General features: G+C 60.7%; 14 protein-coding genes. 9 read left to right on the plus strand and 5 right to left on the minus strand.

All coding sequences use genetic code 11. From position 1 onward, the window contains the following. Nucleotides 1-92: 92 nt before the first annotated feature. From ACS1BR_RS04040 to ACS1BR_RS04050, 3 genes are read left to right on the plus strand one after another with little or no spacing between them, the layout of a single operon-like run. Nucleotides 93-911 carry an ABC transporter substrate-binding protein gene (locus tag ACS1BR_RS04040; protein WP_463560209.1) on the plus strand — a complete coding sequence of 273 codons (819 nt, stop codon included), beginning with the start codon at nucleotides 93-95 and terminating at the stop codon, nucleotides 909-911. A gap of 32 nt (nucleotides 912-943) precedes the next feature. Next, nucleotides 944-1,738: an amino acid ABC transporter permease gene (locus tag ACS1BR_RS04045; RefSeq protein WP_463560211.1), complete on the plus strand. Its 795-nt coding sequence runs from the start codon at nucleotides 944-946 to the stop codon at nucleotides 1,736-1,738. Between the two features lie 27 nt (nucleotides 1,739-1,765). Next, nucleotides 1,766-2,542, plus strand: coding sequence for an amino acid ABC transporter ATP-binding protein (locus tag ACS1BR_RS04050; protein WP_463560214.1), 777 nt, complete (start codon nucleotides 1,766-1,768; stop codon nucleotides 2,540-2,542). Between the two features lie 94 nt (nucleotides 2,543-2,636). Here ACS1BR_RS04050 and ACS1BR_RS04055 read toward each other — a convergent pair whose 3' ends face one another. From ACS1BR_RS04055 to ACS1BR_RS04070, 4 genes are all read right to left on the minus strand, one after another. Further along, nucleotides 2,637-3,014, minus strand: coding sequence for a cupin domain-containing protein (locus ACS1BR_RS04055; RefSeq protein WP_463560216.1), 378 nt, complete (start codon nucleotides 3,012-3,014; stop codon nucleotides 2,637-2,639). A gap of 90 nt (nucleotides 3,015-3,104) precedes the next feature. Continuing rightward, on the minus strand, nucleotides 3,105-4,784 hold the full coding sequence (gene menD / locus ACS1BR_RS04060; RefSeq protein ID WP_463560218.1) for a 2-succinyl-5-enolpyruvyl-6-hydroxy-3-cyclohexene-1-carboxylic-acid synthase: 1,680 nt from the start codon (nucleotides 4,782-4,784) through the stop codon (nucleotides 3,105-3,107). A gap of 145 nt (nucleotides 4,785-4,929) precedes the next feature. Beyond that, on the minus strand, nucleotides 4,930-5,094 hold the full coding sequence (locus tag ACS1BR_RS04065) for a hypothetical protein (RefSeq protein WP_463560222.1): 165 nt from the start codon (nucleotides 5,092-5,094) through the stop codon (nucleotides 4,930-4,932). A 147-nt stretch (nucleotides 5,095-5,241) separates the two neighbouring features. Continuing rightward, entirely contained in the window at nucleotides 5,242-6,276 is a 1,035-nt protein-coding gene (locus ACS1BR_RS04070) for an o-succinylbenzoate synthase (protein ID WP_463560224.1), read from the minus strand. A gap of 173 nt (nucleotides 6,277-6,449) precedes the next feature. Here ACS1BR_RS04070 and ACS1BR_RS04075 point away from each other — a divergent pair, with 173 nt between their 5' ends. Beyond that, the gene (locus tag ACS1BR_RS04075) at nucleotides 6,450-7,700 is read left to right on the plus strand and encodes a phosphatase PAP2 family protein (RefSeq protein ID WP_463560227.1); all 1,251 of its coding nucleotides are present in this window, start codon (nucleotides 6,450-6,452) and stop codon (nucleotides 7,698-7,700) included. A gap of 6 nt (nucleotides 7,701-7,706) precedes the next feature. On the opposite strand, the gene ACS1BR_RS04080 is transcribed toward ACS1BR_RS04075, so the two are convergent. Continuing rightward, entirely contained in the window at nucleotides 7,707-8,618 is a 912-nt protein-coding gene (locus tag ACS1BR_RS04080; RefSeq protein WP_463560229.1) for an MBL fold metallo-hydrolase, read from the minus strand. A gap of 130 nt (nucleotides 8,619-8,748) precedes the next feature. Here ACS1BR_RS04080 and gluQRS point away from each other — a divergent pair, with 130 nt between their 5' ends. The 5 genes from gluQRS (at nucleotide 8,749) to deoD (ending at nucleotide 15,043) form a co-directional block, all read left to right on the plus strand. Further along, entirely contained in the window at nucleotides 8,749-9,720 is a 972-nt protein-coding gene (gluQRS, locus tag ACS1BR_RS04085) for a tRNA glutamyl-Q(34) synthetase GluQRS (protein WP_463560231.1), read from the plus strand. A 158-nt stretch (nucleotides 9,721-9,878) separates the two neighbouring features. Continuing rightward, nucleotides 9,879-11,378 carry a sodium/proline symporter PutP gene (gene putP / locus ACS1BR_RS04090; protein WP_463560326.1) on the plus strand — a complete coding sequence of 500 codons (1,500 nt, stop codon included), beginning with the start codon at nucleotides 9,879-9,881 and terminating at the stop codon, nucleotides 11,376-11,378. A gap of 10 nt (nucleotides 11,379-11,388) precedes the next feature. Beyond that, on the plus strand, nucleotides 11,389-12,342 hold the full coding sequence (locus ACS1BR_RS04095; RefSeq protein WP_463560233.1) for a 1,4-dihydroxy-2-naphthoyl-CoA synthase: 954 nt from the start codon (nucleotides 11,389-11,391) through the stop codon (nucleotides 12,340-12,342). A gap of 195 nt (nucleotides 12,343-12,537) precedes the next feature. Then, nucleotides 12,538-14,028: an MFS transporter gene (locus tag ACS1BR_RS04100; protein ID WP_463560236.1), complete on the plus strand. Its 1,491-nt coding sequence runs from the start codon at nucleotides 12,538-12,540 to the stop codon at nucleotides 14,026-14,028. A 289-nt stretch (nucleotides 14,029-14,317) separates the two neighbouring features. Next, entirely contained in the window at nucleotides 14,318-15,043 is a 726-nt protein-coding gene (deoD, locus tag ACS1BR_RS04105) for a purine-nucleoside phosphorylase (RefSeq protein ID WP_463560238.1), read from the plus strand. The last annotated feature ends 3 nt before the right edge of the window (nucleotides 15,044-15,046 follow it).

Genomic DNA, 15,046 nt, shown 5'->3' on the forward strand with positions numbered 1-15,046 from the left:
CGGACACGCGTAATGTAATTTTTTACATATGTATGTATAATTTTTCACTACCCCGTCTACACGACCGCAACATTACCCGGAAGGAACCCTACATGCACCTACCACCGCGCGCAGGGAAACCCCTGGCCTTGGCCGCGATCTCTGCCCTGGCACTCACCGGCTGCGAATCCACCGCGGGAACCAACCCCGACGGTTCCATCAACCTGGTCCACGACGGCCAACTGACCGTCTGCACCAACCCGCCTTACAAGCCCTTCGAGTTTGAACAGGACGGAGAAATAGTGGGCTTCGATGCCGACATCGCCCGGGCCATCGCCAGCGATATGGGTGTCGAACTCAATATGGCCTCCACCGGCTTTGAGGGTATAGACTCCGCGGCCTCACTGATCACCGGCCAGTGCGACATCTCCTTTGCCGGGATCACCGTCACCGACGAACGTAAAACCAAGATGAGCTTTACCGAACCCTACCTGGACGACAATCTGGCGCTGCTGGTACCTCAGGGGTCAGAAATCTCCTCGGTCAATCATATCTCGGGCAAACGTGTGGGGGCCCAGCAGGCCACCTCGGGTGAAGACTACGCCGCCGAATACGGTGCCGACGTGGTGCAGTATGAGGATTCTGCGCTCATGATCCAGGCATTACAAACCGGCCAGGTTGATGCGGTGGTCGCCAACATCTCGATTCTCTCGGCCGCCCTGACCGATAATTCCTCCCTCGACATTGTTGAGGAGATCCACACCGGTGAGCAGATTGCCGGCACGGTGTCCACCTCCAACCCGGCGATGCTGGAGCAGGCCAACCGGGTGATCACCCGTCTCAAGGACAGCGGACAGCTTGCAGAGCTCCAGCAAAAATGGCTGGGCCTTGAGGACAGCCCGAACAGCTCTGCCACCGCACACCATTCTTAAATCTCAAGACACTCTCACGATTGGAAACTCTGATGGCACTGACCCTTCGCCAAAAACAGCAGTATGGTAGGTGGGCACAGTACGCTGTGCTCGTTATCCTTGCCCTGGTTCTTATTCTTGGTGCCGACTGGGGCACGCTGGTACGGCAGGTTTTTAACCCCGAGATTATTGCCGACCAGTTTCCCCAGGTCATCACCGTAGCGCTCAAAAACACCGTTATCTATACCTGCCTGGGCTTTGCCCTGGGTCTTTCGCTGGGCGTGCTCCTCTCGCTCATGAAAATTTCTCAGATCGCCCCCTACCGCTGGATCTCCACCCTCTATATTGAGCTTTTTCGCGGCCTACCCGCGCTGCTGGTTTTCCTGGCTTTCGGCTACGGCATACCGTTGGCTTTTCAGGTACGTTTTAACAGCTACGCCACGGTCACCCTGGCTTTAGGTATGGTCTCAGCGGCCTACATCGCCGAGGTGCTGCGCGCGGGCCTGGAGGCGGTTCCGCGGGGCCAGTACGAGGCCGCACGCACCCTGGGCATGAGTCACACCCGCGCCATGGTGACCATCATCATCCCGCAGGCGCTGAGGATTGTTCTGCCCCCGCTCACCAACGAGGTTATTCTGCTCACCAAGGACTCCTCCCTGGTCTACCTGCTGGGTATGACGGTCAGCCAGTACGAGCTGGCCAAATTTGGCCGTGAAGGCCTCTCGGCGGCAGGCGCGGGCCTGACCCCCCTGGTGGTTGCCGGTGTCTGCTACCTGATTATCACGATTCCTCTGGGCCTGCTCGCCCGCTATTTTGAGAAGAAAACCAAGGCCCGCTCACTCAAGTAGCCGTATAAAAATTTTGAAGGAGTTTTAATGACAGCCACAACCGCGGCCGCACATGCGTCGGTCCAGATCACCAACCTGCACAAGTCCTACGGAAAAGTGGAGGTGCTCAAGGGTATTGACATGCGGGTCGAGCCCGGCGAAGTAGTCTGCCTCATCGGCCCCTCCGGGTCCGGTAAATCCACCCTGCTCCGCTGCGTCAACCTGCTAGAGCAGCCCAACAGCGGCAGTATCCGTCTCGCCGGTTTTGAGGTGACCGACCCCGACGTGGATGTCAACGCCATGCGCCAAACCGTGGGCATGGTCTTTCAGCAGTTTAATCTCTTCCCCCACCTAACCGTGCTTGAAAACTGCACGGTTGCCCAGATCAAGGTGCTCAAACGCACCCGGGACTCCGCCCAGAAGACAGCGCGCAAGCACCTTGAACGGGTGGGTCTTGCGGATAAAGCTGACCGCTACCCCGATCAGCTCTCTGGCGGCCAGCAACAGCGGGTAGCCATCGCCCGCGCCCTCTCCATGGACCCGCAGCTCATGCTTTTTGACGAACCCACCAGCGCGCTTGACCCCGAGACCGTGGGCGATGTTCTTGCCATCATGCGGGAGCTAGCCGACGAGGGAATGACCATGATCGTGGTGACCCACGAGATGGCTTTTGCCCGCGACGTTGCCGACCGGGTGGTTTTTATGGACGGCGGTGTGGTGGTTGAAGAGGGTAGCGCCGACAGTGTTATCGGTGACCCTCGGCAGCAGCGCACCCAGAATTTTCTCTCCCGGGTACTCAATCCCACCCAGGTGCATCTGGACTAGCGGAAACCTGCCGCCCGAGGGCCACCCTGCGGTACGCGGTGATTACTGGGCTTTACCCGCCCATCGTGCCCTGCGGCAGGACGGGCGGAATGTCCTAGTGCTGCTGGGCCTCAATATTGATAGCCGGTTCCGGGTGCGACTCCCCGGTCAGCATGGTCACCATGACGGTGCTGGGTTCCAGGGCCGTTAGCTCGTGCAGCAGATGAGCCGTAAGGTGGATGGGTTTGCCCGGTACCAGGGTGATCGTGTCCCCCTTCACCGCAAAACTCACCTTTCCCTTAAGGACCTGCACCACGATGGGGTGTACGCTGTGGTGTTCGCTCCACACCTGGCCGGTATTAAACTCGAGGAGTACCAGGTTGGCGCCGTCCGCTTCAAGAATTTTTTTGGCCTGCGGTTTGGTCTCAAAGGGCTCTAACTCTCGGTAGAGCACCCCGAACTCGATGACATTCCCCCGATGTGTACCCGGCATAACCCGTCCTCCCCGAATAAATAATTGGCATTAAATATACTAATTTAGAGAAGTGAGAACTGTCCACACCCGCACAACCCCGACAGCGTCTTAGAACACCTCGTGCACCCGCACCCGAATCCCCCGCCCCTCACCAAAGGCTGCCGCCAGCCTACCGAGGTCGGCCCCGTGCGGCGTGGTGAAATAGCGGTTGACCGTCTCAGCAAACCCCGGTTGCTGCCCCAAACGCCCGTGCTCCAGCGTGGCAAATATTCCGCCACCGCGATCGTCGAGCACCTCAACCTCAAGGCTGGGCAGCAGCTCCAGCGGACCAATATTGAGCGCCATCATATCGTGCAAAAAAGTCAGGTCCCCCACAAGCAGGCGTACCGGCTCCGCACCGGCGCCCCCGCGTCGTGCGGCGGCTAAAGATATTCCGCTGGCAGTTGCCAGGGTACCGTCTATTCCGGCAAGACCGCGGGAAGCATACACCCGGGGACTACGCTCCCCCACCGGGGCAATAAAATCGAGATCGCGAATAAGGTTAGACGATCCGCACACCAGAATCTCGTCTCGGTCAAGGGCTTTCTCCCAGCAGTCGAGAGCAAGCGACATACCCGCCGCACGCCCCTCATTTCGGCCCCGTGCCCGATAGCCATTCACCATATCCATCCCCCGCCCCCAGGCACGGGCCCCCGCGGCCTGCCAGCGCCCCAGCCAGTCATCGGTACCCACACCGGCAAAGCGCGCAAGTCCCGCTATTGAGGTAAACACCGTCTCCCCGCGGCGGCCCATCTCAAACCAGGCGGGAGGCTCCCCGCAATAGAGTGCAGACTCAACCCGCGGGTCCTGGAGCAGAGCAGAGACCTGCCTTGACAGCGTGGGGTGGCCAAAAAGAACAACCCTCTCAATTTCGCCGGCAATCTCACCCGCCAGCACCTGCCGGTAGCCGGGAATAGCATGATCGGAAAAACGGGCACCCGAGGAAGGCTCGGCCAAAAGCGGCAGACGGTGTTTGTGGGCAAACCGCTGGGCGATCTCCCCGGCACCATCACCGGCCACCACCACCGTTTTCTTCTCCTCCAGTCTCGCACCGTCAAGCTCCAGCCAGGTGAGCAGGTCCGTATCAAAACTGCGCTCGGTCTCAATGCCGGGGACCTCCCGCAGGGCCTGCGCCCACCGCGCCAGTAAAGGAGCAGAATCCTCTGCCGGGTACAGGGGCGTATCAAACCCCATATTGATATGCACCGGACCTATCGGCTGATCCGAGTAGAGGTTCCAGTTCTGCGCATCCCGGCCCGCCAGAGCCGCCAACACCCGCGAAAATTCTTCTTCTTCCCCCTCCCCGCCTTCGCCGGGATAGTTTTCAAGCTCCACCTGCGCACGCACAAAATGGGAGAATATCCCCAGCTGCCGGGTGGTCTGGTTAACACCGCTGCCGTGTAGACGGCGGGGACGATCCGCACTGAGAACAACCAGGGGTACACCCGTATGGTATGCCTCCATCACGGCGGGAAGCAGCTGCCCCACCGCGGTTCCGCTCGTCACCACAATGCCCACCGGGGTGCGGCTGCGCTTAGCCAAACCCAGGGCGGTAAAACCCGCCACCCGCTCGTCAATTCTTACGTGGCTCGTTACCACCTGCGCGCTGTCCAGGGCCGCAACCGCGTATGCCAGCGGGGCGCTTCGAGAACCGGGGGCTACCACCACCTGCCGCATTCCGGCCCGCACCAGAGAGTCGAGCACAGATATAGCGGTGTACATGGATGGGGGAAAGGGCTCGGTAGTCACCCGTCTATCTTATATGTCCATTTCGCCCGCACCTACCGAACAAGGGGGATTGTTCGGTAGGGGAAAGGTGCGGGCTCCATGTTGTCAACCAGTGCGAAAGACACAGCCTAGCTTTATCAATCTGGCTCAACAGGGATCCCGGGAACTACTTGGAGTTTCCCGCCGATCTGCCGGTTACCCGACTGTAATCGTAGTAAAGATCCCATCGTTCCGTTTCGCTCAAAGTGGGGGTAAGAAGAATTTTGCGGAGGTTTTTGACAACTCCCGCTGTCTTCTTATTCTTTGAGGCGAGGGGATTTAAAAGGAACATGTTGCCTCTTTTGCTACCGGAGTAATTGTGGTTCACTAGCTAACCCTACGGGGTTTGTGGGCCGTTTGGCTAGGATATGCGTAATATTTCTTAATATTCCTGAAATTTTGGGGTAAATTTTGTCCCCATTTTGGTGGAAAAATTTTTTTAAGAGACCGCAGACTCCAGCTGCCGGTAGCACATCTCAATACGGTGCAGCCACCACCTGCGTCTCTCTTCTCCCGCAGCCAGCGCCGCCAGATGCCGCTCCGATGGCTCAACAGTCCCGGGGGCAAGCAGCCCGTTACGGGCAAGCAGCGAATCCTCGACGGTGTCTTTCTCCAGGAGCGCGACCGTGCCCAGACCGCACCCGTAGGGCAGATCAGATACGGAAGCAGCCAGAGCCAAGCCCGCACTTACCCCCACCGAGCTCTCCAGAGCCGAAGACACCACAGCGGGCAGCCCCGCCCTCCTCACAATCTCCAGGGCACGCCGCACCCCACCCAGGGGAGCAACTTTCACCACCAGCACATCGGCCGCACCCAGGGCCGCGACCCGCAGCGGATCGTCGGCCTTGCGCACCGACTCGTCGGCGGCAAGGGGCACCTCCACCCCCCGCGCACTCAGGTCTTCGCGCAACCGCGCCATCTGCTCGATTCCGGCAACCGGCTGCTCAGCATAGAGCAGGTCAAACTCCGCCAACCGCTCAATAGCCTGTAAAGCCTGCCCGATAGACCAGCCACCGTTCGCGTCAATCTTGATACCCGCCGCAGGAACAGCTGAACGAACGGCGGCCACCCTCTCAAGATCGTCGGTGAGACTCTGCCCCGCCTCAGCCACCTTGATCTTCACCTCACCGATGGCACCGTCATAGTGACCCAGCACCGACTCCACCTGCCCCGCGGCCACCGCCGGGACCGTAGCATTGACGGCCACCCTGTCCCGCACCGGGGCCGGAAACCCCAGCCAGGCCGCTTCAAGCGCGGCAGCCAGCCACACCGCGGCCTCCCGCGCACCGTATTCAAGAAAAGGAGCGAACTCACCCCAGCCTGCGGGCCCCTTCACCAGAGCAGATTCACGAAAGGTTACCCCCCGAAATTTCACACGCATAGGAATACGCACAATCCGGGTAGCCGCACGAATATCGGCAAGATCGGGTAGGGGACGCCCACCAAAAAACGGGGGAAGATCAGCTGAAGTCATATCTCTAACCTACAGTCCTACCCGCAGCGAATACACCCGCAGAAACCGTACCACCTAGACGATCTCTACCCTTCTCACAGGAAACCCCCAAGACCGACTGGCACAATGATCTGGTACCTAACCGTTTTACGCTATGGTTTGCGGCCCCAGGAAAGGCAGTTCTCAACGGTTCTATGACTAGGCGAACAGGTGAACAGCCACAGTTTGACGACGATACCCAGCAGACAGAGGTTCTCTCCGCATCGTCAGCGCGGGCTAGACACGGCACAACAGTAGATAGTCCGGAAGGGGGCTCAACCCAGCCCACCCGGATCATCACGCAGCATTTTTATACCGCAGACGATCAGGCAACCAGGGTGCTCGGCACCGCCGGCTACGGCAGCTACGACCCCCAGCCCACCGAGGTCATCCCCGGTACAAACACCACCGCACAGAGCGCATCGGCTCCAACCCGGCCGCTGCCCCGTCGGCAATATCGAGGCCAACCCGCTACCCCCGAGCCGGGTAGCCCCTACGGGGGCGAGCACACCCGCAACCTGCGACTGGCCACCATGCGCCGCACCCGGCCCACCACCTGGGCCATGATCCAGCATTTTATGGCCCTGACAGCAACTGTCACCCTGCTCATATTTCTGCTCTGGTTTTTCCTGCTCACCCCCCTGGGGCAACAGCTGGACGAAAACTCGTTCACCGAATTTTCCTACCAGTTCATCAACCTCCAGAGCCAAACCAGCAACCTTCTCAACCTGATACCTGCCGCCGCCGGCGTACTGGCCGCCATCGGCTTTCTCTTTATCCTGCTCTGGAAACACCGCATCGTGCCCGCCATCATCGGTATCACGGTAGCGGTAGCCGCCAACGCCAGCACCCAGTTACTCAAAAACTATCTCATCACCAAACCCGACTACGGTATCCAAGAAGCCCTGCTGAACTCCGCGCCCTCGGGGCACACCACCTTTGCAGCCTCAGCCGCAGCCGCCCTCTTCCTGGCTTCCCCCAAAAAACTGCGCCCCTCGGTCGCCCTGCTGGGGTCCCTCTTCACCCTGGCTGCGGGTTTCTCCACCATCATCAACGGTTGGCACCGCCCGGTGGACGTTGTTTCCGCGGTTGCGGTCACCCAGATCTGGACCATCATGGGGCTCGGCCTACTGCGCTTCATGCGCTCCGAAGAACTCGATATGAGCAACACCCGAAACTCGGGACTGATCCTGGTACCGCTTCTCACTATCGCGGGCTTCTTCCTGGGATTCTGCTCGCTAGCCCTCTACGCCGTTACCATCTACGACCCCATTTCGGGCGGTGCGCTCATGGCCGCCGCCTGCATGATTTTCGCGGTAACGGCTTTTGCCACCTCAACACAGATAGCCCTGCTACGGCCGCAGAACAAAATCCGCTCAGCCTACACCAAGGTCTGGACCTACTAGTAGCAGCTAGCCTCTACCGATAGTGATCGGGCCGGTGAGCCCCGTCGGTTCGTTTTCAAATCGCACATGGGAGATACCGCTACCCGCCTGCTCCTGCTCCTCAAGCCAGCTGAGGCGGTCCAGCAGAATACGGGTAGCCCCGCCCGTGTAGGGCAGCTTATACATGGAGGCGGTAGTCGGTGCGGTAGCGTCCTTCAGCGATGAGGTGCGGATACTCTCGATAGCCCGCTGCATCGTCTCCCCCATTCGAACAATAAAGGAGCGGTCCACGGGGACACCGTGCCCGGGCACAAAAACCCGGTACCTGTCAAGACCCGCCACATCGTGGAGGGTGGAAACCCACAGCTCGGGGTACGAATCATCAAAAGCGGGGTCACTGCCCTGCTCCACAATATCGCCGGTGAAGAGAACATCGTCAACCCCCACCAACACGTCGGAATCGGTGTGTGCCAACCCCAGGTAGAAAAGGGTCACCGCCCGCTGCCCCAGCTCTACCCTGGTGAAGGAGGCCCGCGTGCCGTCGCCGGGTAGCAGCCTGTTGGGCACCACAAGAGCGGTATTAGGGCCCTGGGCGTGGGCCATCTCGGGTTCAAGTACCTCAAGGTAGGCGCGCTGCCGATCTCCGTACTTCTCGATAGCCCGCGCCGCCCGCGGGTGCGCCCAAAAATCAGTGCTGCCGTCTGCCTCAAAAACAGCGTTACCCATAAAGCGGTCAAAATGGGCGTGGGTGCTCACCACCGTCAGGGGTAACTCCGTGATACGCCGAACCGCCCGCAAAATTTCAGCACCCTGCCGGGGGCCTGCCCCCGTGTCAACCACCATAGCTTTCTCTGCCCCAACGATGAGCCCGGAGTTGAGGCGATAATTATCCGTGCTCACCAGATAGACACCGTCTGAGATTTCGTTTGTACGTGCCATGCTGTTAAAAGTACTCGACGTTATCCCCGGCTGCCCGCATATGCGGGCGGCCGGCGGAGGTGTTGCGGTATTTTCACAGGCGGGTATACCCCGCCTTCGCACCGATATAGGTAGCGGATACCATAGAACAATGGATACTTCAGCCGCCTGCGCCCGCACCGTTTCGGTCTCCGCCCCGGTCGTGGGCCGCTACGCGCCCTCACCGTCGGGGGACCTGCACCTGGGGAACCTCCGTACCGCCGTGCTCGCCTGGCTGCTGGCCCGCTCTGCTGCCGGCCGCTTCCATCTGCGCGTCGAGGACCTGGACCGGGTGCAAGAGGGGGCTGCCGCACAGCAGATAGCCGACCTGGCCGCGATAGGTATCGACTGGGACTCCGGGGTTCTCTACCAGTCTCAGCGCACGGATTCCTACCGGCAGGCCCTCACCGAGTTGACAGCGGCCGGGCTCACCTACGAATGCTTCTGCACCCGACGTGAAATACAGGCGGCTGCCAGCGCACCCCACACCGCACCGGGAGCCTACCCGGGCACCTGCCGCCACCTCACCGAGCACCAGCGACAGCTACAACGCGCCCGCCGCCGGGGGGCTATCCGGTTAAAGACGCAGGTGCCCAACTATACGGTGATCGACGAATTCTATGGGAGCTACACCGGCGCCGTCGATGACTTTGTGCTGGTGCGCCGTGACGGCGTCTATGCCTACAACCTCGCCGCGGTGGTCGATGACCATTTTCAGGGGGTTACGCAGGTGACTCGCGGATACGACCTGCTCTCTTCGGCTCCCCGGCAAGCCTACCTGGCCAATCTGCTGGGGTTTGAGGCGCCCCGCTACGCGCACGTGCCGCTGGCTCTAAACACCGAGGGTAAACGGCTTGCTAAACGCGACGGTGCCGTAACACTGCGGCAGCTACGGGCGGCAGGGTTGACCGTGGCTGAGGTGGTAGGCATGATCTCGGCGTCGATCCCCCTGGCCCCGGTCAGCGACCGTCACGGTACCCATCTCCCCGAGGACGCCGCCCAGATGCTTGAGGTTTTTTCGCCGGCTACGGTGAGCAGGGAACCCTGGATAGTGAGCGATCCGCTTGCTGCGGGGAACAGCTAAATTTCACCGGCCCCGCGGGGCGGTTGCACGGTGTCTGCACCGGTGGCCAAAAATTCTGAAAATTCTTCCGACACCGGCCCCTACTCCCCCAGACTTAACGTCATATCGCTATTATTATCCCGATCACAAGTTTTATTTCGATGGAGGTTCCAGGAGCCATGATTCCCAACGGCTACCAGGTAGCGGCCCTGTCAATATATTTCATTGCCATGATCGCCATAGGTATCTGGGCGAAGAATAAAAACCAGAATCTTGACGATTACGTGCTGGGTGGGCGGCGGCTCTCACCCACCACGGCGGCGCTGTCAGCCGGCGCATCCGACATGTCGGGCTGGCTGCTGATGGGCTTGCCCGGTGCCCTCTACATGACCGGCCTCGCCGAGGCGTGGATGGCTATAGGTCTAACCGCCGGAGCCTGGGTCAACTGGAAGCTGGTTGCCCCCCGCTTGCGGATCTACACCGAGCTGTCCAAGAACTCGGTGACTGTCCCGGTCTTCTTCCACAATCGGATGCGGGATAAGACCAAGCTCCTGCGCATCCTGACCTCTCTGATTACCCTGATCTTTTTCACCTTCTACGCGTCCTCGGGTATGGTAGCCGGCGGCAAGTTTTTTCAATCGGCCTTCAATCTTGAGTTTCATACCGGTATGCTGCTGGTTGCCGGAGTGACCGTGCTGTACACGCTCTTTGGCGGGTTTCTGGGAGCCTCCTACACGGACCTGGTGCAGGGTCTACTCATGCTTGCCGCCCTGCTGGTTTTACCGGCGGTGGCCATGCTGTATACGGGCGGTCCCGCCGAGACCTACACCACCATTGTTGAGATGAATCCGCAGGCCATGTCCCTCTTCGCCGGGACCAGCCTGGTGGGTATCATCTCCACCGCGGCCTGGGGGTTGGGGTATTTTGGACAGCCGCACATCATCACCCGCTTTATGGCGCTGCGTTCGGCAAAAGATGCCGCTACCGGCCGCCGGATCGGTATTAGCTGGATGGTACTGACCGTGGTGGGGGCCTGCTCGGCGGGTTTGATCGGTGTCGCCTATTTCGCCAGGCACCCTGAGGCGCAGCTGACCGACACGGATGCCGCGGAGTCGGTTTTCCTTGATCTCTCGCAGGAGCTGCTGCACCCGTTTCTCTCCGGTTTTATCCTGGCGGCGGTGCTGGCGGCGATTATGTCCACCCTGTCCTCTCAGCTGGTGGTTTGCTCCTCTGCCCTCGCCGAGGACCTCTATGGGGTGTTTACCAATAAAAGACTCAACGACTGGCACGGTCTCTGGCTGGGGCGTGCGGGGGTGCTCGTGGTATCGCTGATCGCGGCGGTACTGGCCTGGAACCCCGATAGCTCTATCCTCGGACTAGTCTCTTTTGCCTGGGCCGGTTTTGGTGCGGCTTTCGGCCCGCTTGTTTTGCTTTCGCTGTTCTGGCGCAAGCTCACCAACTGGGGCGCAATATGCGGGCTGGTGGCCGCCACGGCCACCGTCTTTGTGTGGGGCAATAACGCCGAGCTCTCCGCAGCAATGTACGAGATTGTGCCCGGTTTTGCGGTCAACCTGCTGGTGACCGTGCTTGTTTCTTTGGCCACCTACCGTCCCAACCCCGATATCGAGGCGGAGTTCGACGCTGTGCGGCGGGAGGTTCGGGCACTCAAGAGCGAGTAGAATCGGGTCTATGACTGACGCTCTTCCCCACAAGGTATCCGATATTTTTGACCCCCAACGGTGGCGGCTGGTTGAGGGCTTCGAGGATTTCCGCGATATTACCTACCACCGGCAGGTTCAGCGTGATTCCGGCGGCAGGGTGGTGCGTGACCTGCCCGCGGTGCGCATTGCTTTTGACAGGCCGCGGGTGCGCAATGCTTTTAGGCCGGGCACCGTTGACGAGCTTTACCGGGCACTTGATCACGCCCGTATGACTTCGAGTGTGGGTACGGTACTGCTCACCGGTAACGGCCCCTCCCCCAAAGACGGTGGCTGGGCTTTCTGCTCGGGCGGTGACCAGCGTATTCGCGGCCGCGACGGCTACCACTATGCTGCCGGTGAGACCGCCGAAACTATTGACCCCGCACGCGCCGGTCGTCTGCATATTCTTGAGGTGCAGCGGCTTATCCGGACCATGCCCAAGGTGGTGGTCGCTCTGGTGTCGGGTTGGGCTGCCGGTGGCGGGCATTCGCTTCATGTGGTGGCCGATCTCACACTCGCTTCTGCCGAGTATGGCAGGTTCAAGCAAACCGATGCCACCGTGGGTTCTTTTGATGCCGGCTATGGTTCGGCTCTACTGGCCCGGCAGGTGGGGCAGAAGTTTGCCCGCGAAATTTTCTTTATGGCCCGGGAGTACGATGCTCAGCGCATGTATGAGATGGGGGCTGTGAACGAGGTGGTACCCCACGCCGAGCTTGAAACACGGGGGCTGGAGTATGCCGCCCACATTGCCAGGCAGTCGCCGCAGGCTATCCGTATGCTCAAGTTCGCCTTCAACCTACCCGACGACGGCATGGTGGGCCAGCAGGTTTTTGCCGGTGAGGCGACACGTATGGCCTACATGACCGATGAAGCGGTGGAGGGCAGGGACGCTTTCTTGCAGAAGCGCGAACCCAATTGGGAGAACTACCCCCACTATTTCTAGGGGCTCGTTCGGGGAGGACCCTTCAGGCCCTCATCCGAACCCCCAAATACGGTGGGCCGGTACCCCGCCTGTTAAGGCTTGTTAAGGTTCCCGCCTCAATGTATGTTAGTTTCATGAACACTGAAACTGAGCACGGTTCTCTGCCCGGCAAGGCCCCTTACGCCCCCTGTCGGCAACGGGGTAGCGGTCGCTGAGATGAGTTCGAGTTCACCCGCGGAAGCCTCGGCCGCGTCCCGTACCGCAGATCGAATGGGGGTCCCCGCTGCGGCTATCTCCGGTCTCGGAGAGCTGGTCGACTTCATTCTGCCGCTGTGGGCCGCCGCCGCGCTCGGGCTCTCACCGTCTCTGATCGGCGCGATACTGGCCGTGGAATTGGCAACCGCCGTCGCCGCCCGGCCCATAGCCGGCCGATGGGCCGACAGAGCCGATCGGCGCCTGCTGACCTCGGCGGGTGCCGGGATCTTCGCTACAGGCCTCCTCGCCCTCTCTGTCGCCGGATCGGCCCCGCTCGTATTCCTTGCTTCCGCACTTCTAGGGCTAGGGTCGGCTTTCTTCTGGGTGCCCCTACGGGCCAGCGTCGCCGAATCTTCAGACCCCCAGCAGGCGTTCTCCAGGCTCACCTCGGCAGAGGGAACCGGAATCTGGACGATCTACATCATCGCTCTAAGCGCGCTACCCTTCATCGACTTCCGCGGCGTCTTCGCCTTCGCTGCCGCAGCCGCGCTCGGTGCCGCCGTGTACACAACACTCGGCAGAACCCAGAATCCATCACCCTCAAGAATCCCCGCAGACCGCAAGAATCAAGCGCCCGTCGACGCAAACCAGAGACGACTCCTGGCCTTCGTCGTCCTTCTCGCTCTCGTTGAGTCCGCCGCATCAATCTATCTCCTACTGCGCCTCCAACAGCAGTTCGGGCTGGAGCTGATGGAAATCGTCTGGTTCTACCTCCCCGGCCTGATCGTGTACTCCGTCGTGCCGCAGTGGGGGACATCCCTGGCGCGGGTCTGGGGTCTCAGAACGCACGTCCTGATCTGCCTCGGACTCTCCGCGGCAGGGATCTCTCTGGTTACCCTAGCTCCCGAATCCTGGATGCTCGCGCTCGGCTGGGCACTGCTATGCTGCTCCTGGGGGTGGCTGGACCCCCTGCAACAGAGCACAGCTATCCGCGTCATCCCCGGCGGATTCGGGCGAGCCCTGGGACGCTACGAAGCGGCCACCCTCATCGGCGGGGCTATCGGGGCTCTCGCAGGAGGGCTCACCCTACAGCTTCAGTCTCCCCTGGGGGTATGCCTGGCCGCGGTCATCGTCGTGCTCGCCATGGTCCCGCTGACCGCCTCCCTCTATACGACCTCACCGAGCAGACAGCCCGTCGCCACGAGCCCGGTTCGCAAAAGCCGCGACCCGCGTCAGGAATGGCACAAGGCCCTGGAGCACCTTCTCGTCTACGCCGTGGTGCAGGCGGTACTCGCCATGTCCGACCGCTCCTGGGTTACCACCGCGGTGAGGACCGGCAACCCCCTGAGTGGAATCACGGAGCAAGAGTTCTCAGTGCATACAGCCCTGTATATCGGGGTCCTCATCTGGGGCGGCGTCGTGATCCTAGACCTCGCCATCTCCGGCACCCTGTTCAGGCGCGCTGTCAAACGCGGCAGGAAATCTTCAAACCGGGAACCGACTCGCGACTAACGGAAGACACCATGAGAACTGCCTCTCTTCAGGACCCCCTCGAGCAGTAGGGAGGACCCCTTCAGTTCCTAGGTTTCGTCCGATTTCCTGGGTTATTTCCTAGGAAATCGGACGAAACCTAGGAAGTCGATGCCTGGGGGCGTCACCCGGGTCCACGGTAACGCGCGACGGTGGCACCTGCCGGGACTACAAACCGGATAGAAACATTTGATAAATGCAAGATTGACAAATGTTCCCCCGGGGTATTAACTAAGATGGTGAGAAGCGATTCAACCAAAGGAGTTTCACCATGGCTTCCACCACCGCCAACACCCCGCACATCAACCCCAAAGGCGCACCCATCGCGCAGACCGTCCTGCTCCCCGGCGACCCCCTGCGCGCACAGTTCATCGCGGACACCTTCCTCGAAGACACCGTGCAGTTCAACCACGTACGCAACATGCTCGGCTTCACCGGCACCTACCGCGGCCGGGAAGTATCGGTGATGGGCACCGGCATGGGTATGCCCTCCATCGGAATCTACTCCTGGGAACTCATCAACGTCTTCGGCTGTACCAACCTCATCCGGGTCGGCTCCATCGGTGCCCTCCAAGAAGATATTGACCTGCACAGCATCATCGTGGCCTCGGCGGCCTCCACCGACTCAAACTACATGAGCCAGTACAACCTCCCCGGAACCTGGGCCCCCACCGCATCCTGGAAGCTCCTCAAAGCCCTCATAGACCGGGCAGATCAACAGGGCACCACAATTCACGTGGGCAACGTGCTCAGCTCCGACATCTTCTACAACACAGACCCCACCGTCAACGAGCGCTGGGCAAAAATGGGGGTCCTCGGAGTCGAAATGGAATCCGCCGCCCTCTACGCCAACGCGGCAGCCGCAGGTGTTAACGCGCTGGGCCTCTTCACCGTCTCGGACAACATCCCCAACGGCACCGCGCTCTCCGCCGACGAACGCCAGACCGCCTTCGGCGAAATGATCGAACTCGCCCTCCCCCTCGCTGGAGAACAATAACCC

This window comes from Rothia sp. 18CD1-1 (assembly GCF_055285355.1).